Below are 20559 nucleotides of genomic sequence, written 5' to 3'. Positions count from 1 at the left end.
AAATTTAGTGACCAAATGAAAGGTTTACAACACCTTTCATTTGGCTGCTATTTTCGAACACATACTAAAAGGGAGGTAGGCCCCTTGCTAGATGTAAATAATTTTGAGTATATGAAAATTGGGCTAGCATCACCAGACAAAATTCGTTCTTGGTCATATGGTGAGGTTAAAAAGCCAGAAACCATTAACTATCGAACACTTAAACCTGAAAAAGACGGCTTATTTTGTGAAAGAATTTTTGGGCCACAAAAAGACTGGGAATGTCATTGTGGAAAATACAAGCGTGTACGTTATAAGGGTGTTGTATGCGATCGTTGTGGTGTAGAAGTTACAAAATCAAAAGTTCGCCGTGAACGCATGGGACATATAGAGTTGGCAGCTCCTGTTTCACATATTTGGTATTTTAAAGGAATCCCGAGTAGAATGGGTCTAGTATTAGATATGTCACCTAGAGCATTAGAAGAAGTAATTTATTTTGCTGCTTATATCGTTATAGACGCAGGTGAGACGGCACTAGAGAAAAAACAACTTCTATCTGAAAAAGAATATCGTGCGTACCGTGATAAATACGGTAATGGTTTTCAAGCTGATATGGGCGCTGAAGCAATTAAACGAATTTTAGAAGACGTAGATTTAGAAAAAGAAGTAGAGATTTTACGTGAAGAATTAAAGACTGCTCAAGGTCAACGTAGAACAAGGGCAATTAAACGTTTAGAAGTATTGGAAGCATTCCGTAATTCAGGAAACCACCCTGCGTGGATGATTTTGGATGTATTGCCGATTATCCCACCTGAGTTAAGACCGATGGTTCAATTAGATGGTGGTCGCTTTGCGACTTCTGATTTAAACGATTTATATCGTCGTGTTATTAACCGTAACAATCGCTTAAAGCGTTTGTTAGATCTTGGCGCTCCAAGCATAATTGTGCAAAATGAAAAACGTATGCTTCAAGAAGCTGTAGATGCTTTAATCGATAATGGCCGTCGAGGTCGCCCGGTTACCGGACCAGGAAATCGTCCATTAAAATCACTTTCTCATATGTTGAAAGGTAAACAAGGTCGTTTCCGTCAAAATCTATTAGGTAAACGTGTTGATTACTCTGGTCGTTCAGTAATTGTCGTTGGTCCACACTTAAAAATGTATCAATGTGGTCTGCCAAAAGAAATGGCTGTTGAGTTATTCAAACCTTTCATCATGAAAGAGTTAGTTGAAAGAGGTTTGGCACATAACATAAAATCCGCCAAAAGAAAAATTGAAAGATTACACCCAGAGGTCTGGGATGTATTAGAAGATGTTATTAAAGAACACCCTGTATTATTGAACCGCGCACCAACATTACACCGTTTAGGAATTCAAGCATTTGAGCCTACTTTAGTAGAAGGACGCGCGATTCGTTTGCATCCATTAGTTTGTACAGCATACAACGCTGATTTCGATGGTGACCAAATGGCGGTTCACGTACCGCTGTCTGCAGAAGCACAAGCTGAAGCTAGAATTCTTATGTTAGCAGCACAAAACATCTTAAATCCAAAAGATGGAAAACCGGTAGTAACACCATCACAGGATATGGTGTTAGGTAATTACTACTTAACGATGGAACGTGCAGGTGCAATTGGCGAAGGAATGATCTTTAAAGACCTTTCCGAGGCTTTAATTGCCTATCAAAATGGGTATGTACACTTACACACGCGGATTGCCGTGCAAGCATCTTCGCTTAATAAAGAGAACTTAACAGAAGAACAAAAAAATCAATTGTTAGTAACAACAGTTGGTAAATTAATCTTTAATGATATGCTTCCTGATTCATTCCCATATATGAATGAGCCAACGCAAGAAAACCTTGAAATACGTACACCTGAGAAGTATTTTATTGAACAAGGTGTAAATGCTAAAGAAATCATTGCAGAGCGTGATGCTATTCTTCCATTTAAAAAAGGTATTTTAGGAGATATTATTGCGGAAGTATTTAAGAAGTTTAAAATCAGCGAAACATCAAAAATGCTTGACCGTATGAAAGATCTTGGTTTTAAATATTCAACAAAAGCTGGTATAACTGTTGGTGTTGCCGATATTGTTGTATTAGCAGAGAAAGAACATATTCTTGAAGAAGCACAAATTAAAGTAGATAAAGTGTTAAAACAATTCCGTCGTGGTCTGATTACGGATGAAGAACGATATGATCGTGTCATCTCTATCTGGTCACAGGCGAAAGATTTGATTCAAGACAAATTGATGAAAACATTGAATCCACGAAATCCTATATTTATGATGAGTGATTCTGGTGCGCGTGGTAATGCTTCTAACTTCACACAGTTAGCTGGTATGCGTGGATTAATGGCTAACCCGGCTGGTAGAATTATTGAACTACCAATCAAATCTAGTTTCCGTGAAGGTTTAACAGTATTAGAGTACTTTATCTCTACGCACGGTGCACGTAAAGGTCTTGCTGATACAGCGCTAAAAACAGCTGACTCAGGTTACTTAACCCGTCGTTTAGTTGATGTAGCACAAGATGTAATCATCCGTGAAGAAGATTGTGGAACAGATAAAGGTTTAACTGTTCGCTCTATAACAGAAGGTACAGAAATGATCGAACCATTACTTGATCGTTTAATTGGTCGAACAGCATTCCAAACAGTTCGTCATCCAGAGACAAATGATGCGATAATTGGAAAGAATGAAGTGATCACAGAAGATATCGCTAAACAGATTGTTGAATCTGGAATCGAAGAAGTAACTATTCGTAGTGTGTTCACATGTAATACGAAACATGGCGCTTGTAAAAAATGCTATGGACGTAACTTAGCAACAGGAGAAGAGGTAGAAGTTGGAGAAGCAGTGGGTATTATTGCTGCCCAATCCATTGGTGAGCCTGGTACACAGCTAACCATGCGTACGTTCCACACTGGTGGGGTTGCTGGTAGTGATATTACACAAGGTCTACCTCGTATTCAAGAGATTTTCGAAGCAAGAAATCCAAAAGGGCAAGCTGTTATCTCTGAAATCACCGGTATTGTTGAAGATATAACAGAAGTAAAAGATAAACAGGAGATTGTTATACAAGGAACTGTTGAAAAGCGTTCATATACTGCACCATATGGCGCGCGTATGAAAGTTGATATAGGTGACAAAATTGAAGCGGGTCAAGCGTTAACAGAAGGTTCTATTGATCCGAAAGAATTGTTAAAGATCCAGGGTATTGATGGGGTACAATCATACTTGTTAAAAGAAGTGCAAAAAGTATACCGTATGCAAGGGGTAGAAATCGGTGATAAGCACGTAGAAGTAATGGTAAGACAAATGCTTCGTAAAGTGCGTATTGGTGATGCTGGTGATACAGATGTGCTTCCTGGTTCGCTGCTTGAGATCCACCAATTCCGAGATGCGAATAAGAAAGTGCTGTTAGAAGGTAATCAGCCTGCAGTCGGTAGACCGGTTCTGCTCGGTATTACAAAGGCATCTCTCGAGACAGATTCATTCTTGTCTGCTGCATCATTCCAGGAAACAACTCGTGTATTAACTGATGCAGCAATTAAAGGTAAACGAGATGAGCTATTAGGACTTAAAGAAAATGTGATCATCGGTAAACTAGTTCCTGCTGGTACCGGAATGCAAAGGTATCGAAAAATACAAGCAGAAACAGAAGAACCAATTGATCAGATTACAGAAGAGATAGAAGAAGAAGTAACACCATAATAGTATGGTTTAGAGGACAAGGTGAAAAACGATGCATTTTGAATATAGATTCTATCAACAAATGATGACATTTTTTGTTGACATTAGAATGTTAGAATGGTACTATATTCAAGGTGCTTCTGTTATCCTTGTTGCTTTGGAGGATGTGTAAATGTCTTATGAAAAAGTGGCACAGGTTAAAGAACAATTAGTTATAGGCACAAAACAAACACTTAAAGCCATTAGAGATGGTGAAGTGAATGAAGTTGTTATAGCTGCTGATGCAGATCAGCATATAACAAATAAAGTGTCGCAACTTGCAAAGGAAATGGATATACCGTGTGTTCAAGTTGATTCCAAGAAAAAACTTGGTAAAGCGTGTGGTATTGATGTGGGTACAGCGACAGTTGCAATAAAGCAATAAAGTTTTGATGCATGGGTAATACCATTCATGAAAACTTTGTTTTTTGCTTATAAATGAACCACCTGGATGTGTGGTATTACAAACGTTAGAAGAAGGGAGGAAAAAACATATGCCAACTATTAACCAATTAGTACGTAAAGGTCGTGTGAGTAAAGGTAAGAAGTCTGACTCACCAGCTTTAAATAAAGGGTATAATAGCTTTAAAAAATCATTAACAAACCAATCTTCTCCACAAAAACGCGGAGTATGTACGCGTGTTGGTACGTTAACTCCAAAGAAACCGAACTCTGCATTACGTAAATATGCTCGTGTTCGTTTAACAAATGGAATTGAGGTAACTGCATACATTCCTGGGATTGGGCACAACCTTCAAGAACACAGTGTTGTACTTATTCGTGGAGGACGTGTAAAAGACTTGCCAGGTGTGCGCTATCACATAGTACGTGGTGCGTTAGATACAGCTGGAGTTGAAGGACGTGCACAAGGCCGTTCAAAATATGGTACTAAAAGACCGAAGAAAAAGAAGTAAGTGAAATAAGTTAATGATTTTAGAAAGGAGGTTAGACAATGCCACGTAAAGGTCCAGTAGCAAAACGTGATGTCTTACCAGATCCGTTATATAATTCAAAGCTTGTTACTCGCTTGATCAATCAAATTATGGTTGACGGTAAGAGAGGTAAAGCACAAAAAATTCTTTATAAAGCATTTGAACTTGTTCAAGAACGTAGTGGTCAACAAGCTATGGAAGTATTTGAACAGGCAATGAAAAATGTAATGCCAGTACTTGAGGTGCGCGCTCGCCGTGTTGGTGGTTCAAACTATCAAGTACCAGTAGAAGTACGTCCAGAGCGTCGCCAAGCATTAGGTCTTCGTTATATTGTTAACTACTCTCGCTTACGCGGAGAAAAAACAATGGAAGAACGTCTTGCGAATGAAATTTTAGACGCTTCTAACAACACAGGTTCATCTGTTAAAAAACGCGAAGATATGCACAAAATGGCAGAAGCAAACAAAGCATTTGCTCACTATCGTTGGTAATATAAAAGCAAAAATGATTATTTTGAATAAGATATTCTCTTGCTTTTATACTAACTGTATATTTATATCCAAAACATGATATAGTAAAAATGGAATTTACAAACAGGAAGGAGAAAGAAACATGCCTAGAGAATTCTCCTTGGAAAAGACACGTAATATTGGGATTATGGCCCACATTGATGCTGGTAAAACAACAGCAACAGAGCGTATTCTTTTCTATACAGGACGTATCCATAAAATTGGTGAAACACACGAAGGTGCTTCCCAAATGGACTGGATGGAGCAGGAACAAGAGCGCGGGATTACCATTACATCTGCTGCTACAACTGCTCAATGGAAAGGTCATCGTATTAACATCATTGATACACCAGGACACGTAGACTTCACAGTTGAAGTTGAACGTTCTTTACGTGTACTAGATGGTGCAGTAACAGTACTAGATGCGCAGTCAGGTGTAGAACCTCAAACAGAAACAGTTTGGCGCCAAGCTACTACTTACGGTGTACCAAGAATTGTTTTCGTTAATAAAATGGATAAAGTAGGTGCTGACTTCTTGTACTCAGTTGGTACAATTAGTGATCGTCTTGGTGCAAATGCACATCCGGTTCAACTGCCAATAGGTGCAGAAGATGAATTTAACGGAATTATTGACTTGATTGAAATGGAAGCTCATTATTATTTAGATGATTTAGGAACTCGTGATGAATCACGCCCGATTCCTGAAGAACATTTGGAACAAGCTGAAGAGTACCGTACAAACCTTATTGAAGCTGTTGCTGAAACTGATGAAGAACTAATGATGAAATATTTAGAAGGAGAAGAAATTACAAAAGATGAGTTGCGTGCGGCAGTTCGTAAAGCTACTCTATCTGTTGAATTCTATCCAGTATTTTGTGGTTCTGCATTCAAAAACAAAGGTGTACAATTACTAATCGATGGTGTTATTGATTACTTACCAGCACCAACAGATGTTAAACCAATTGAAGGCCATGTACCAGAAACAAATGAAGAAGTAGTGCGTAGGGCAGATGATAACGAACCTTTCTCAGCTTTAGCATTTAAAGTTGCAACAGACCCATTTGTTGGTAAGTTGACATTCTTCCGAGTGTATTCTGGTAGATTGGATTCAGGTTCATATGTTAAGAACTCTACGAAAGATAAGCGTGAACGTGTAGGGCGTATTCTACAAATGCACGCAAATTCTCGTGAAGAGATTGCTTCTGTATATGCTGGTGATATTGCTGGTGCAGTAGGATTGAAAGATACTGGCACTGGAGATACACTATGTGATGAAAAAAGCTTAGTTATTCTTGAATCTATGGAATTCCCTGAGCCGGTTATTTCTGTAGCGATTGAACCTAAGTCTAAAGCGGATCAGGATAAAATGTCGATTGCTTTAGGGAAACTTGCTGAAGAAGATCCTACTTTCAAAACAGAAACGAATGTTGAAACAGGACAAACAATCATCTCTGGTATGGGTGAACTTCACTTAGATATCATTGTTGATCGTTTAAGACGCGAGTTCAAAGTAGATGCTAACGTAGGTGCACCACAAGTATCTTACCGCGAAACATTCCGCAGTGAAGCGGAAGTAGAGGGTAAATTCGTACGTCAATCTGGTGGACGTGGACAATATGGTCACGTTTGGGTTAAGTTCGAACCGAATGAAGAAGGTGCTGGTTTCGAATTTGTTAATAAAATTGTTGGTGGTGCGGTACCTCGTGAATATATCGCATCCGTTGAAGCAGGAATTAAAGAATCGATGGAAAACGGTGTTGTAGCTGGTTATCCACTAATTGATTTGAAAGCAACTCTATTTGATGGTAGCTACCACGATGTCGATTCAAACGAAACAGCCTTTAAAGTAGCTGCATCAATGGCATTAAAAGCTGCAAAAAATAAATGTAACCCTGCGTTACTAGAACCTATGATGAAAGTAGAAGTTGTAATCCCAGAAGAATATATGGGAGACATTATGGGTGATGTTACTTCTCGTCGTGGTCGTGTGGAAGGTATGGAAGCACGCGGAACAGCTCAAGTGGTAAAAGCTTTTGTACCACTTGCAGAAATGTTTGGTTATGCTACATCACTTCGTTCAAACACGCAAGGACGCGGTGTATACACAATGCACTTTGATCACTATGAAGAAGTACCAAAGAGTATCTCAGAAGAAATTATTAAGAAAAATACTGGAGAATAATTGATTTTTTCCACATTCTAAAGTATAACTTGTATTGTGAGCTTAGAAATAAGTAACTATTTTGTTTCTAAGCAAGCTTACATGTCATATAAACATATTTTTTTAAAATTAAAGGAGGAACTATAAATGGGTAAAGAAAAATTTGACCGCTCCAAAGACCACGTTAACATTGGTACTATTGGACACGTTGACCATGGTAAAACTACACTAACTGCTGCTATTACAACAGTACTACACAATCGTTCTGGTTCAGGTACTGCAATGGCTTATGATCAAATCGATGGTGCTCCTGAAGAGCGCGAACGTGGAATTACTATCTCTACTGCACACGTTGAGTATGAAACTGAAAATCGTCACTATGCACACGTTGACTGCCCAGGACACGCTGACTATGTTAAAAACATGATCACTGGTGCAGCACAAATGGATGGAGCTATCTTAGTAGTATCTGCTGCTGACGGCCCAATGCCACAAACTCGTGAGCACATCTTACTTTCTCGTCAAGTAGGTGTACCAGCGATTGTTGTATTCTTAAACAAATGTGATATGGTAGACGATGAAGAACTTCTTGAGCTAGTAGAAATGGAAGTACGTGACCTTCTAGCTGAGTATGACTTCCCAGGAGATGACGTACCGGTAATTAAAGGTTCTGCTCTTAAAGCACTTGAAGGCGAAGAAAACTACGTTAATGCTATCTATGAATTAATGGATGCTGTTGATGAATACATTCCTCGTCCTGATCGTGACACAGAAAAAGATTTCATGATGCCAGTTGAGGACGTATTCTCAATCACTGGTCGTGGTACTGTTGCTACTGGACGTGTTGAGCGTGGAGTAGTTAAAGTTGGAGACGAAGTTGAAATTATTGGTCTAGCTGAAGAACCATCAAAAACTACTGTTACTGGTGTTGAGATGTTCCGTAAGCTTCTTGACTATGCAGAAGCAGGAGACAACATTGGTGCACTTCTTCGTGGTGTTTCTCGTGAAGATATTAATCGTGGACAAGTACTAGCTAAGCCTGGTTCTATCACTCCGCATACAAACTTTAAAGCAGAAGTTTATGTATTATCTAAAGAAGAAGGTGGACGTCATACTCCATTCTTCAACAACTACCGTCCACAGTTCTATTTCCGTACAACGGACGTAACTGGTGTAATCAACCTACCTGAAGGTGTTGAAATGGTTATGCCTGGAGACAACGTTGAAATGACAGTTGAGCTTATCTCTCCAATCGCGATTGAAGAAGGAACTAAGTTCTCTATTCGTGAAGGTGGCCGTACAGTAGGCGCCGGCGTTGTTGCAACTATCGAAAAATAATATATTATTTTAAGAACAGGTAACTCAGTTACCTGTTCTTTTTCTTATTGGAATTTCAGTTAATTAAAATTAGGAATAGAATCTTTTTTTATTTATGTTTACTAATCAATATAAGAAAAAGAACTGCTTAACTATCATTATTCCTAAAAAAAATACAAAAAAATATCATTTTATTAAAAAAAAAAGCGAAAACATTCGAAAAAAAAATAATTAATTAGGATTTGAACTTGCATTTTAACGATCTTTTTTATATAATGAACGATGTTGGTCATAAAAAGGCGATGATGCGGAAGGTTGTTGGCACACCCGGCCCCTTTGCCATGGCGGGGTGCTAAGGAATTTTCGCGGAGAATGTCTATTAAAAAAATGGGCGAAAAGGAGGGAAAATAATGGCAAAAGAAAAAATTAGAATTCGTTTAAAAGCATACGATCACCGTATTTTAGATCAGTCTGCTGAAAAAATTGTAGATACTGCAAAACGTTCTGGAGCAGGGGTATCAGGACCAATTCCATTACCTACTGAAAGATCCGTATATACAGTTTTACGTGCAGTACACAAGTACAAAGATTCTCGTGAGCAATTTGAAATGCGCACACACAAACGTCTGATTGATATTGTTAGTCCTACACCACAAACAGTTGATTCATTAATGCGTTTGGACTTACCGTCTGGTGTAGATATTGAAATCAAACTTTAATAGATTAAAATTTTAGGAGGTGTAACGGATGACGAAAGGAATCTTAGGTCGCAAAATCGGCATGACACAGCTTTTCTCTGAAAATGGAGAATTAACGCCGGTAACAGTTGTTCAAGCAGAACCAAACGTGGTTCTACAAAAAAGAACAGAAGACAATGATGGCTATGAAGCAGTTCAATTAGGTTTTGCTGACAAGAAAGAATCTCGTTCTAACAAACCAGCAAAAGGGCATGCTGCAAAAGCGAGCACGAACCCTAAGCGCTTCATTCGTGAATTCCGTAACGTAAATCTTGATAACTATGAAGTTGGTCAAGAAATTAGCGTAGAGGTTTTCCAAGCTGGAGATGTAATTGATGTAACAGGAACTTCTAAAGGGAAAGGTTTCCAAGGTGCTATTAAACGCCATAACCAATCACGTGGTCCAATGAGTCACGGTTCTCATTATCATAGAAGCCCTGGTACGATGGGTGCAATTGATCCAATGCATGTATTTAAAGGTAAAAAACTACCTGGACAAATGGGTGGAGAACAAATCACTATTCAGAACTTAGAAGTAGTAAAAGTCGATGCAGAGCGCAACCTTTTATTAATCAAAGGTAACGTTCCAGGTGCAAAAAAATCATTCGTAAAAATCACGGGTGCAATAAAGGCTAACTAATTATAAATTGAAGGGAGGATATGTCATGCCTAAAGTAGCACTATATAACCAAAGCGGATCGCAAGTGGGTGATGTGGAACTGAACGATGCAGTGTTTGGTATTGAACCAAATGAGCACGTATTGCACGATGCAGTTGTTATGCAACAAGCGTCTCGTCGTCAAGGTACACACGCTGTCAAAAACCGTTCAGCAGTAAAGGGTGGAGGACGTAAGCCATGGCGCCAAAAAGGCACAGGTCGTGCGCGTCAAGGTTCTATTCGTTCACCTCAATGGGTTGGTGGTGGAACAGTATTTGGACCAACACCACGTAGTTATAGCTATAAACTACCTAAAAAGGTACGTCGTTTAGCACTTCGCTCAGCATTATCTTCTAAAGTAAAAGAAGATAGCTTAGTTGTTTTGGAAACATTAGCATTTGATGCTCCAAAAACAAAAGAAGTTGTTAACTTATTTAACACGCTTAACGTGGATGCCAAAGCATTAATTGTTACTTCAGAAAAAGATGAAGTAGTAACACGTTCTGCTAATAACTTGCCAAACGCAAAAGTATTACCAGTAAGTGAAGTTAACGTTATTGACTTGCTTACGCATGACAAGCTGATTATTACAAAAGATGCAGCTGAAAAAGCAGGGGAGGTGCTTGCATAATGAAAGACACACGTGATATTATTAAGCGCCCGATTATTACGGAACACTCTGCAGACCTAATGGTTGATAAGAAATATACGTTCGAGGTAGATCCAAGAGCGAATAAAACAGAAATCAAACAAGCTGTTGAATTAATCTTTGGGGTGAAAGTGATAAAAATAAACACTATGAATCTTAAAGGTAAATTCAAGCGTATGGGTCGTTACGGAGGATTTCGTCCTGATCGTAAAAAAGCTGTTGTTCAACTTTCTGAAGACAGTAAAGAACTAGAATTTTTCGAGAGTGTTTAATATAACGCTATAAAAGAAGGAGGGAAAAAAGATGGCGATTAAGAAGTATAAACCAACTTCAAATGGTAGACGTGGCATGTCAGGATCTGATTTTGCTGAAATCACAACTACAGAGCCAGAAAAAACGTTGCTTAGTTCACTACACAAACGTGGAGGACGTAACAACCAAGGGAAATTAACTGTTCGTCATCAAGGCGGTGGACATAAACGTAAATATCGTGTTATCGATTTTAAGCGTGACAAAGATGGAATACCTGGTCACGTTGCTACAATCGAGTATGATCCCAACCGTTCTGCTAATATTGCATTAATTCACTATGCAGATGGTGAAAAACGCTATATTTTAGCACCAAAAGGAATCAAAGTAGGTCAAGAAATTATCTCAGGTGAAAATGCAGATATCAAATTAGGTAATGCATTGCCACTTGTAAATATTCCAGTTGGTACAATTATTCATAATGTTGAATTAAAACCTGGCCGTGGTGGACAGCTTGCTCGTTCTGCGGGATCTCAAGCGCAAATCCTAGGTCGTGAAGATAAATATGTATTAGTTCGTTTAACTTCAGGTGAAGTTCGCTTGGTTCTAGGCACTTGTCGTGCAACAGTTGGCCAAGTTGGAAATATAGAACACGAATTAATTAATGTGGGTAAAGCAGGACGTTCCCGTTGGAAAGGTGTTCGCCCTACTGTTCGTGGTTCTGTAATGAACCCTAATGATCACCCACACGGTGGTGGTGAAGGACGTGCGCCAATCGGACGTAAATCACCGATGTCTCCATGGGGTAAACCTACACTTGGTTACAAAACACGTCAACGTAATAAACCATCAGATAAATTTATTGTACGTAAACGTAAAAAATAACGGGGTTGTAAGACGGACGATACTACTCGTCCGACAATCACGAAGGGAGGTTTATGCATGGGTCGTAGTTTAAAAAAGGGACCTTTCGTAGATGACCATTTAATGAAAAAAATTGAAAAATTGAACGAAGATGATAAAAAGCAAGTGGTGAAAACTTGGTCTCGTCGTTCTACTATTTTCCCTAACTTTGTAGGTCAAACAATCGCTGTATATGATGGACGCAAACATGTACCTGTATATATTACAGAAGATATGGTTGGACATAAATTAGGTGAATTCGCGCCAACACGCTCATTCAGAGGGCATGCGGGCGATGACAAGAAAACAAAACGCTAATTATGAGAGGAGGCACTCTTGATGCAAGCTAAATCTGTTGCAAAAACTGTTCGAATTGCTCCTCGTAAAGTTCGTTTGGTAATTGATTTAATTCGAGGAAAAGACGTTGGAGAAGCAATTGCAATTTTAAAGCATACACAACGAGGCGCATCGCCAGTTGTCGAAAAAGTTTTAAACTCTGCGATCGCAAATGCAGAACACAACTATGAAATGAACCCAGATGATTTATATATATCTGAAGCATATGTGAATGAAGGCGTAACATTGAAACGTTTCCGTCCACGTGCACAAGGTCGTGCTAGTCAAATCAATAAAAGAACAAGCCACATTACAGTGGTTGTATCAGAAAAGAAGGAGGGATAATCTGTGGGTCAAAAAGTTAATCCGATAGGACTTCGTGTTGGTGTTATCCGCGACTGGGAATCAAAGTGGTACGCTGGCAAAGATTATGCAGACTTATTACATGAAGATATTAAAATTCGTGAATATGTTGAACAACGTCTGAAAGATGCTGCTGTTTCTAAGATTGAAATCGAACGTGCGGCAAATCGTGTGAACATTTCCGTTTCTACCGCTAAACCTGGTATGGTTATTGGTAAAGGCGGATCTGAAGTAGAAGCACTTCGTAAATCACTAAATGCTCTAACTGGTAAAAAAGTTCACATTAATATTGTCGAAGTGAAAAAAGCAGACATTGATGCAACATTAGTAGCTGAAAATATTGCACGTCAATTAGAGAATCGTATTTCTTTCCGTCGTGCACAAAAACAAGTAATTCAACGTGCTATGCGTGCAGGAGCAAAAGGTATTCGTACACAGGTTTCTGGCCGTTTAGGCGGAGCAGATATTGCTCGTGCAGAAAGTTATAGCGAAGGGACTGTACCACTTCATACTTTACGTGCCGATATCGATTATGGTACTGCTGAAGCAGATACAACATATGGTAAACTTGGTGTTAAAGTATGGATTTATCGTGGAGAAGTCCTTCCAACTAAAAACAATAAGTAAGGAAGGGGGCACGCATTATGTTAATGCCTAAACGTGTAAAACATCGTAAGCAACATCGTGGTAAAATGAAAGGTAAAGCAAAAGGTGGTACGTCTGTTGCCTTTGGTGAGTATGGATTACAAGCTATAGAAGCTTCTTGGATCACAAGCCGTCAGATAGAGTCAGCTCGTATTGCTATGACTCGTTATATGAAACGTGGCGGTAAAGTTTGGATTAAAATTTTCCCAGATAAACCTTACACTGCAAAGCCTCTAGAAGTTCGAATGGGTTCTGGTAAAGGTGCACCTGAAGGTTGGGTTGCTGTAGTGAAACCTGGTAAGATTATGTTTGAAATTGCTGGAGTATCTGAGGAAGTAGCACGTGAAGCACTACGTCTTGCTTCTCATAAACTACCTGTTAAAACTAAGTTTGTAAAACGTGAAGAAATTGGTGGTGAAATCAATGAAGGCTAATGAAATCAGAGAACTAACCACTGCCGAAATTGAACAAAAAATCAAGTCATTAAAAGAAGAGCTTTTCAACTTGCGTTTTCAGTTAGCTACTGGTCAATTGGAAAACACTGCACGTCTTCGTGAAGTTCGTAAATCCATTGCACGCATGAAAACTGTTGTACGTGAAAGAGAGCTTAGCGTAAATAACTAGTTAAACCGAGAGGAGGTTAACCTCAAATGACTGAGCGTAATGATCGTAAAGTTTACACTGGTCGCGTTGTTTCAGATAAAATGGACAAAACGATTACTGTACTAGTAGAAACTTATAAGTTCCATAAACTTTATGGAAAACGTGTTAAATATTCTAAGAAATTTAAAGCGCATGATGAAAATAACCAAGCTAAAGTTGGCGATATTGTTTCAATCATGGAAACTCGTCCGCTATCAGCAACAAAACGTTTCCGTCTTGTTGAAGTAGTGGAAGAAGCGGTAATTATCTAATAAAAGTAAAGTTCGCTCGGATTGATTCCGAAGGGAGGTAACGACAGTATGATTCAGCAAGAGACTCGTTTGAAAGTGGCAGATAACTCTGGTGCCCGCGAAGTACAAGCAATTAAAGTACTAGGTGGTTCAGGACGTAAAACTGCTAATATTGGTGATGTTATCGTGTGTTCGGTAAAACAAGCAACACCTGGGGGCGTTGTCAAAAAAGGTGAAGTGGTAAGAGCTGTTATCGTACGCACGAAAAGCGGAGTTCGTCGTAAAGACGGTTCATATATTCGCTTTGACGAAAACGCAGCGGTAATTGTACGTGAAGATAAAGGCCCAAGAGGTACTCGTATCTTTGGCCCAGTCGCACGTGAATTACGTGATGCAAAATTCATGAAAATTGTATCTCTGGCTCCAGAGGTACTATAATAAAACGTTGAATTCAGAAATGTGTTGTTCTGTTATTCATTAAAGGGATAATAAATCAACCCTATCTGTCTTTAATGATTAAAAAGATCGTAATGATAAGCCTTGTAAGGAGGTGCGTTTAGCATGCATGTAAAAAAAGGTGATAAAGTACAGGTAATCTCTGGTAAAGATAAAGGTAAGCAAGGTACAATTCTAGTTGCTTTCCCTAAAAAAGATCGAGTACTTGTAGAAGGTGTGAATATGATGAAAAAACACGCGAAACCTTCTCAAGACAATCCGCAAGGCGGAATTATTGAACAAGAAGCACCAATTCATGTTTCTAATGTATTACCGATTGATCCAAAATCCGGCGAACCAACTCGTGTAGGATATGAAGAACGTAACGGAAAAAAAGTTCGTATCGCTAAAAAATCCGGTGAAGCGTTAGATAAATAACTGTGCTGTGAAAGGAGGGCTACTCGATGAACGAACTAAAGGAAAGATATCAAAACGACATCGTTTCATCATTGGTGGAAAAATTCAACTATGATTCAGTAATGCAAGTACCAAAAGTTGAAAAAATCGTAATTAACATGGGTGTTGGAGATGCAGTACAAAATTCAAAAGCACTAGATAGTGCAGTAGAAGAATTAGCACTTATCTCAGGACAACAACCATTAATAACAAAAGCAAAGAAATCAATTGCAGGCTTTCGTTTGCGTGAGGGAATGCCTATTGGGGCAAAAGTAACCCTTCGTGGTGAACGAATGTATGAATTCCTACAAAAACTTATTGATGTATCACTTCCACGTGTACGTGACTTCCGTGGTATCTCTAAAAAAGCTTTTGATGGAAGAGGAAACTACACACTAGGTGTAAAAGAACAATTGATTTTCCCAGAAATAAATTATGATCAAGTAAGTAAAGTTCGCGGTATGGATATCGTTATTGTTACAACTGCTGATACTGACGAAGAAGCTCGTGAATTATTAACAAAACTTGGCATGCCTTTCCAAAAATAAGCTATAAAAGCTAATACAAGGAGGGAAAATAGTGGCTAAAAAATCAATGATTGCGAAACAAAAACGCACACCGAAGTATAAAGTGCAAGAATATACACGTTGTGAGCGTTGTGGACGTCCACACTCTGTAATTCGTAAATTTAAACTTTGCCGTATTTGTTTCCGTGAACTTGCCTATAAAGGTCAAATTCCTGGTGTCAAAAAAGCAAGCTGGTAAACCCCGATTAGGGAAGGAGGTAATATTTAATGGTTATGACAGATCCAATCGCAGATATGTTAACACGTATTCGTAACGCAAACATGGTTCGCCATGAGAAGCTAGAGCTTCCTGCATCAAAACTAAAAACAGACATTGCAGATATTCTAAAACGTGAGGGCTTTGTTCGTGATTATGAATACATTACAGATAATAAACAAGGTGTACTTCGTATTTTCTTAAAATATGGTACAAACGAAGCGCGTGTTATTTCTGGACTGAAGCGTATTAGTAAACCAGGTTTGCGTGTTTACGCTAAAGCAGACGAGATTCCTAAAGTTCTTAACGGCCTAGGAATTGCGATCGTTTCTACTTCTAAAGGTGTACTATCAGATAAAGAAGCACGTGAACAAGCTATTGGTGGCGAAGTGCTAGCATACGTTTGGTAATAAATATTTAACAAGATAGGAGGTGCCCCAGAGATGTCTCGTATAGGTTTAAAGATTATTGAAATCCCTGAAGGTGTTGAAATCAAAAATGATAACAACAAAATAACTGTTAAAGGTCCTAAGGGTGAATTAACTCGTCAATTTCATGAAGATATGACAATTAATATTGAAGATAACGTACTAACGGTTGAAAGACCAAGTGATCATAAAGAGCACCGTGCTTTACACGGCACAACACGCAGCCTAATTAACAACATGGTTGAGGGTGTGCACAAAGGCTTCGAAAAAGCACTTGAAATTCAAGGTGTAGGTTACCGTGCTCAAAAACAAGGTAATAAAGTTGTAATTAACGCTGGATATTCTCACCCAGTAGAGATTGATGTTCAAGATGGTATTGAAATTGATGTACCTTCAAACACTCGTGTAGTTGTAAAAGGTATTGATAAAGAATTAGTTGGAGCAATTGCTGCAAATATTCGTGCTATTCGACCACCTGAACCTTATAAAGGAAAAGGTATCCGTTATGAGAATGAATATGTACGTCGTAAAGAAGGTAAAACAGCTAAGTAAGGTTAGTTAACCGAAACAGGTTAGTTAGGTAACAGAAAGGAGTGACCTAGATGATCACAAAGCCAGACAAAAATGCCGTACGTAAGAAAAGACATCGTCGTGTGCGTAGAACGCTTTTTGGAACAGCAGAACGTCCTCGTTTAAACGTTTATCGTTCTAACAAAAACATTTATGCTCAATTAATAGATGATGTTGCTGGTGTCACACTAGTAAGTGCGTCAACAGTAGATAAAGAGCTTAGTCTAGATGCGACTGGAAACGTAGAAGCTGCGAAAAAAGTTGGCGAGGTTATTGCTTCTCGTGCACAAGAAAAAGGCCACAAAAACGTGGTGTTCGACCGTGGAGGATATTTATATCACGGACGTGTGAAAGCATTAGCAGATGCTGCCCGTGAGGCAGGTCTTGAATTTTAATTGTAAAAGGAGGGACATAGATTGCGTACTAATATTGACCCAAATAAATTAGACTTAGAAGAACGCGTAGTAACAATTAATCGTGTAGCAAAAGTAGTAAAAGGTGGACGTCGTTTTCGCTTTGCAGCATTAGTTGTTGTTGGTGATAAAAACGGACATGTTGGTTTTGGTACAGGGAAAGCACAAGAAGTACCTGATGCGATTAAAAAAGCCATTGATGATGCGAAGAAAAACTTAATAACTGTACCGATCGTAGGTACTACTATTCCACACGAAATTGTTGGAGAATTTGGTGCAGGTAGCATCTTAATGAAACCAGCAGCAGAAGGTACTGGAGTTATCTCAGGTGGCCCAGTTCGTGCTGTACTTGAGCTTGCAGGTGTTGGTGATATCCTTTCTAAATCATTAGGTTCTAACACACCAATCAACATGGTTCGTGCAACTATTAGTGGCCTTGCAGGTTTAAAACGTGCAGAAGAAGTAGCAAAATTACGTGGTAAATCAGTAGAAGAACTGTTAGGATAAGGAGGGAAATCACATGGCTAAAAAGTTAGAAATTACCCTCACGCGCAGTATCATCGGCAGATCTGAAGTGCAAAAAGCAACGGTTCAAACATTGGGATTAAAAAAAATCCATCAATCTGTAGTCCGTGAAGATACGCCTGCGGTTAGAGGCATGTTAAATAAAGTATCACATTTAGTAGCGGTTAAAGAAGTATAAAACATTAGCGCAAAGAGGAGGTGCTCGCATGAAACTTCATGAATTAGAGCCATCACAAGCTCGTAAAAAGCGAAATCGTGTAGGTCGTGGAATGTCCTCCGGTAACGGAAAAACTTCTGGACGTGGTCACAAAGGACAAAAAGCTCGTTCAGGTGGTGGTGTTCGTCCAGGATTTGAAGGTGGACAAATGCCATTGTTCCAACGATTACCAAAACGTGGATTTACGAATATTCACCGTAAAGAATATGCAATCGTTAATTTAGACACTTTAAATAAATTTGAAGAAGGTACAGAAGTAACACCTGAGCTTTTACTTGAATCAGGTATGGTTAGCAAGTTAAAAGCCGGCATTAAAGTTCTTGGAAATGGCAATATGGAAAAGAAACTTACTGTAAAAGCTCACAAGTTCTCTGCTTCAGCCAAAGAAGCGATAGAGGCAGCGGGCGGTAAAATAGAGGTGATTTAATGTTCCGTACAATCTCCAATTTTGTGCGTGTGAAGGATATCAGAAGTAAAATTGTTTTTACATTATTAATGCTGATTGTTTTTCGGTTAGGGACATTCATTCCTGTTCCGTTTTCCAATCGGGATGTAATTGAATTTATGGATGATCAACAAAGTGTTTTTGGTTTCTTAAATACATTTGGAGGCGGGGCTTTGAAGAATTTCTCCATCTTTGCAATGGGAATTATGCCTTACATCACCGCTTCCATCATTATGCAATTATTGCAAATGGATGTCGTACCCAAATTCACTGAATGGAAGAAGCAAGGAGAAGTCGGTAGACGTAAGCTAGCGCAATTTACTAGATATGCAACCATTATCCTTGCCTTTATTCAAGCAATTGCTATGTCAATTGGTTTTAATGCCATGGCAGGTGGTCAATTGATTTCAAATCCTGGTATTGGAAAATATATTGTAATTGCAATTGTATTAACAAGTGGAACAGCCTTTTTAATGTGGCTCGGAGAACAAATTACCGCACATGGAGTAGGAAATGGTATATCGATTATCATTTTTGCCGGTATTGTTGCTGCAATACCAAATGGCGTTAATCAATTATTCGAGCAATATTTTGGTGGTAACACAGGTGATGATTTATTCATCAATATTGTTATTGTTTCCTTAATTGTTTTGGTAGTACTTGCAGTTGTAGTTGGTGTTATATATATTCAACAAGCACTTCGTAAAATACCAATTCAATATGCAAAACGTTTAGTAAATCGTTCACCAGTAGGTGGTCACTCTACCCACCTTCCATTAAAAGTGAATGCAGCAGGTGTTATTCCAGTTATTTTTGCTGTATCATTTATCATGGCACCAAGAACAATTGCTAGCTTTTTCGATGGAAAAGTTGCAGACACCATAGAAACGATTTTTGATTACACACAGCCAATTGGCATGGTTATATACGTAACATTAATTATTGCATTCACCTATTTTTATACGTTTGTGCAGGTAAACCCAGAGCAAATGGCAGAAAATCTTAAGAAACAAGGTGGCTATATTCCTGGGATACGTCCTGGTCACAAAACTGAAACGTATCTTACACGTGTTATGTATCGCTTAACTTTTGTTGGTTCAATATTCCTTGCAGCAGTGGCAGTTCTGCCATTAGTGTTAGGAAGTATGGCTAATTTACCGCAAGCAGTCCAAATTGGCGGTACTAGCTTGTTAATTGTTGTAGGTGTTGCTTTGCAAACCATGAAACAATTAGAAAGCCAACTAGTAAAACGACACTACAAAGGTTTTATTAAATAGTTTTTGATTAATGATCCTATTAATCATGAATGAGAGCGAGGGGAATTGCAGTGAATTTAATTCTAATGGGTCTTCCTGGTGCTGGAAAAGGCACTCAGGCTGAAAAGATAGTAGAAAAATATCAGATCCCTCATATTTCAACTGGAGATATGTTCCGATTAGCAATTAAAGAAGGAACAGACCTCGGTAAAAAGGCAAAGACATTTATGGATCAAGGAGAATTAGTCCCTGATGAAGTAACAATTGGAATTGTGCGTGAACGTTTAAGTAAAGATGATTGCAAAGCTGGATTCTTATTAGACGGTTTTCCAAGAACAATAGCACAAGCTGAATCTTTAGAAAACTTACTTCAAGATATGCAGCGTTCCTTAGATTTCGTCCTACATGTTGATGTTCCACAAGATCAATTAATCGAACGTTTGACAGGTCGACGTATCTGCCCAACGTGTGGCACAACGTATCACGTTACTTTTAATCCGCCAAAAGAAGATGGCGTATGTGATAACGATGGTACAACACTCATTCAACGAGAAGACGATCGTCCTGATACAGTTGCTAGACGTCTAGAAGTAAACATTAAACAAACACAACCAATGTTAGACTTTTATCATGACAAAGGATACCTTGTCTCCATAGATGGTTCACAAGATATTAACAAAGTTTTTGAAGATATTGATCAAAAACTTCAAACATTAGTGTAGGTAATTTGTGCAAATACGATAGAAATAACAAACAAATTATAAAGTTTTCTGTGTGTTTGCACATAAATACCAATTAATGTATAAATAACTTATTGCCATTGTAAAAACAACTAACGTTTATAGAAGCGTTTTGAATGTATATACTAATGGTGAATAATGTTATTTCATTTTCAAATCAAGCAAAACCAGGTGCCCGCCTTTCCAATATATCGCATCTAATAAATACAACGTGTGTTAGTAGAC

General features: G+C 38.6%; 29 protein-coding genes. All 29 read left to right on the top strand.

The window, feature by feature from the left end; all coding sequences use genetic code 11:
* Nucleotides 1-84 precede the first annotated feature (84 nt).
* The 29 genes from rpoC (at nt 85) to BN1058_RS13840 (ending at nt 20316) form a co-directional block, all read left to right on the top strand.
* Complete coding sequence (rpoC, locus tag BN1058_RS13980; RefSeq protein WP_090859063.1) at nt 85-3696, top strand: DNA-directed RNA polymerase subunit beta'; 3612 nt, start codon at nt 85-87, stop codon at nt 3694-3696.
* Nucleotides 3697-3847: 151 nt separating this feature from the next.
* Complete coding sequence (locus BN1058_RS13975; RefSeq protein WP_090859059.1) at nt 3848-4099, top strand: 50S ribosomal protein L7ae-like protein; 252 nt, start codon at nt 3848-3850, stop codon at nt 4097-4099.
* Nucleotides 4100-4208: 109 nt separating this feature from the next.
* On the top strand, nt 4209-4628 hold the full coding sequence (rpsL, locus tag BN1058_RS13970) for a 30S ribosomal protein S12 (RefSeq protein WP_090859056.1): 420 nt from the start codon (nt 4209-4211) through the stop codon (nt 4626-4628).
* Nucleotides 4629-4666: 38 nt separating this feature from the next.
* A complete protein-coding gene (gene rpsG, locus BN1058_RS13965) occupies nt 4667-5137 on the top strand; it encodes a 30S ribosomal protein S7 (RefSeq protein WP_090859054.1) in 471 nt (156 codons plus the stop codon).
* Nucleotides 5138-5258: 121 nt separating this feature from the next.
* Complete coding sequence (gene fusA / locus BN1058_RS13960) at nt 5259-7337, top strand: elongation factor G (protein WP_090859051.1); 2079 nt, start codon at nt 5259-5261, stop codon at nt 7335-7337.
* Between the two features lie 126 nt (nt 7338-7463).
* Nucleotides 7464-8654, top strand: a complete 1191-nt coding sequence (gene tuf, locus BN1058_RS13955) for an elongation factor Tu (RefSeq protein WP_090859046.1) — start codon at nt 7464-7466, stop codon at nt 8652-8654.
* A 389-nt stretch (nt 8655-9043) separates the two neighbouring features.
* Nucleotides 9044-9352: a 30S ribosomal protein S10 gene (rpsJ, locus tag BN1058_RS13950; RefSeq protein WP_090859043.1), complete on the top strand. Its 309-nt coding sequence runs from the start codon at nt 9044-9046 to the stop codon at nt 9350-9352.
* A gap of 28 nt (nt 9353-9380) precedes the next feature.
* Nucleotides 9381-10010 carry a 50S ribosomal protein L3 gene (gene rplC, locus BN1058_RS13945; RefSeq protein ID WP_090859040.1) on the top strand — a complete coding sequence of 210 codons (630 nt, stop codon included), beginning with the start codon at nt 9381-9383 and terminating at the stop codon, nt 10008-10010.
* Nucleotides 10011-10035: 25 nt separating this feature from the next.
* Nucleotides 10036-10659 (top strand): 50S ribosomal protein L4, encoded by a 624-nt coding sequence (rplD, locus tag BN1058_RS13940; RefSeq protein ID WP_090859037.1) that lies wholly within the window; start codon nt 10036-10038, stop codon nt 10657-10659.
* A complete protein-coding gene (rplW, locus tag BN1058_RS13935; protein ID WP_090859034.1) occupies nt 10659-10949 on the top strand; it encodes a 50S ribosomal protein L23 in 291 nt (96 codons plus the stop codon). Before rplD ends, rplW begins: the two co-directional genes overlap by 1 nt.
* Nucleotides 10950-10980: 31 nt before the next feature.
* Complete coding sequence (gene rplB / locus BN1058_RS13930) at nt 10981-11811, top strand: 50S ribosomal protein L2 (protein ID WP_090859032.1); 831 nt, start codon at nt 10981-10983, stop codon at nt 11809-11811.
* A gap of 57 nt (nt 11812-11868) precedes the next feature.
* Entirely contained in the window at nt 11869-12147 is a 279-nt protein-coding gene (rpsS, locus tag BN1058_RS13925; RefSeq protein ID WP_090859030.1) for a 30S ribosomal protein S19, read from the top strand.
* Nucleotides 12148-12168: 21 nt separating this feature from the next.
* Nucleotides 12169-12510 (top strand): 50S ribosomal protein L22, encoded by a 342-nt coding sequence (gene rplV / locus BN1058_RS13920; RefSeq protein WP_090859027.1) that lies wholly within the window; start codon nt 12169-12171, stop codon nt 12508-12510.
* A 3-nt stretch (nt 12511-12513) separates the two neighbouring features.
* Nucleotides 12514-13155, top strand: coding sequence for a 30S ribosomal protein S3 (gene rpsC / locus BN1058_RS13915; protein ID WP_090859024.1), 642 nt, complete (start codon nt 12514-12516; stop codon nt 13153-13155).
* A 17-nt stretch (nt 13156-13172) separates the two neighbouring features.
* On the top strand, nt 13173-13607 hold the full coding sequence (gene rplP / locus BN1058_RS13910) for a 50S ribosomal protein L16 (RefSeq protein ID WP_090859021.1): 435 nt from the start codon (nt 13173-13175) through the stop codon (nt 13605-13607).
* A complete protein-coding gene (rpmC, locus tag BN1058_RS13905; protein WP_018934219.1) occupies nt 13597-13797 on the top strand; it encodes a 50S ribosomal protein L29 in 201 nt (66 codons plus the stop codon). The genes rplP and rpmC overlap by 11 nt, the downstream gene beginning before the upstream one ends.
* Nucleotides 13798-13823: 26 nt before the next feature.
* The gene (gene rpsQ / locus BN1058_RS13900; protein ID WP_090859018.1) at nt 13824-14087 is read left to right on the top strand and encodes a 30S ribosomal protein S17; all 264 of its coding nucleotides are present in this window, start codon (nt 13824-13826) and stop codon (nt 14085-14087) included.
* A gap of 48 nt (nt 14088-14135) precedes the next feature.
* Nucleotides 14136-14504: a 50S ribosomal protein L14 gene (rplN, locus tag BN1058_RS13895; protein WP_090859015.1), complete on the top strand. Its 369-nt coding sequence runs from the start codon at nt 14136-14138 to the stop codon at nt 14502-14504.
* Nucleotides 14505-14627: 123 nt separating this feature from the next.
* A complete protein-coding gene (gene rplX / locus BN1058_RS13890; RefSeq protein ID WP_090859012.1) occupies nt 14628-14939 on the top strand; it encodes a 50S ribosomal protein L24 in 312 nt (103 codons plus the stop codon).
* Nucleotides 14940-14965: 26 nt separating this feature from the next.
* Complete coding sequence (gene rplE / locus BN1058_RS13885) at nt 14966-15505, top strand: 50S ribosomal protein L5 (RefSeq protein WP_090859010.1); 540 nt, start codon at nt 14966-14968, stop codon at nt 15503-15505.
* Nucleotides 15506-15536: 31 nt separating this feature from the next.
* Complete coding sequence (gene rpsN / locus BN1058_RS13880) at nt 15537-15722, top strand: 30S ribosomal protein S14 (RefSeq protein ID WP_090776246.1); 186 nt, start codon at nt 15537-15539, stop codon at nt 15720-15722.
* A 29-nt stretch (nt 15723-15751) separates the two neighbouring features.
* The gene (gene rpsH, locus BN1058_RS13875; RefSeq protein ID WP_090859007.1) at nt 15752-16150 is read left to right on the top strand and encodes a 30S ribosomal protein S8; all 399 of its coding nucleotides are present in this window, start codon (nt 15752-15754) and stop codon (nt 16148-16150) included.
* 33 nt (nt 16151-16183) lie between these two features.
* Nucleotides 16184-16720, top strand: coding sequence for a 50S ribosomal protein L6 (gene rplF / locus BN1058_RS13870; protein ID WP_090859004.1), 537 nt, complete (start codon nt 16184-16186; stop codon nt 16718-16720).
* Nucleotides 16721-16770: 50 nt separating this feature from the next.
* Entirely contained in the window at nt 16771-17133 is a 363-nt protein-coding gene (rplR, locus tag BN1058_RS13865; RefSeq protein WP_090859001.1) for a 50S ribosomal protein L18, read from the top strand.
* A 21-nt stretch (nt 17134-17154) separates the two neighbouring features.
* The gene (gene rpsE, locus BN1058_RS13860) at nt 17155-17658 is read left to right on the top strand and encodes a 30S ribosomal protein S5 (RefSeq protein ID WP_090858998.1); all 504 of its coding nucleotides are present in this window, start codon (nt 17155-17157) and stop codon (nt 17656-17658) included.
* Nucleotides 17659-17671: 13 nt separating this feature from the next.
* On the top strand, nt 17672-17854 hold the full coding sequence (rpmD, locus tag BN1058_RS13855) for a 50S ribosomal protein L30 (RefSeq protein ID WP_090858995.1): 183 nt from the start codon (nt 17672-17674) through the stop codon (nt 17852-17854).
* Between the two features lie 28 nt (nt 17855-17882).
* Complete coding sequence (rplO, locus tag BN1058_RS13850; protein WP_090858992.1) at nt 17883-18320, top strand: 50S ribosomal protein L15; 438 nt, start codon at nt 17883-17885, stop codon at nt 18318-18320.
* Nucleotides 18320-19615, top strand: coding sequence for a preprotein translocase subunit SecY (gene secY, locus BN1058_RS13845; protein WP_090858987.1), 1296 nt, complete (start codon nt 18320-18322; stop codon nt 19613-19615). Before rplO ends, secY begins: the two co-directional genes overlap by 1 nt.
* 50 nt (nt 19616-19665) lie before the next feature.
* Nucleotides 19666-20316, top strand: a complete 651-nt coding sequence (locus BN1058_RS13840) for an adenylate kinase (protein WP_090858984.1) — start codon at nt 19666-19668, stop codon at nt 20314-20316.
* Nucleotides 20317-20559 lie beyond the last annotated feature (243 nt).

Source organism: Paraliobacillus sp. PM-2, from assembly GCF_001368815.1.
Taxonomy (GTDB): Bacteria; Bacillota; Bacilli; order Bacillales; family Amphibacillaceae; genus Paraliobacillus.
The sequence above is the reverse complement of the archived record's forward strand: the minus strand, read 5'-3'. Positions and strand labels throughout refer to the sequence as shown.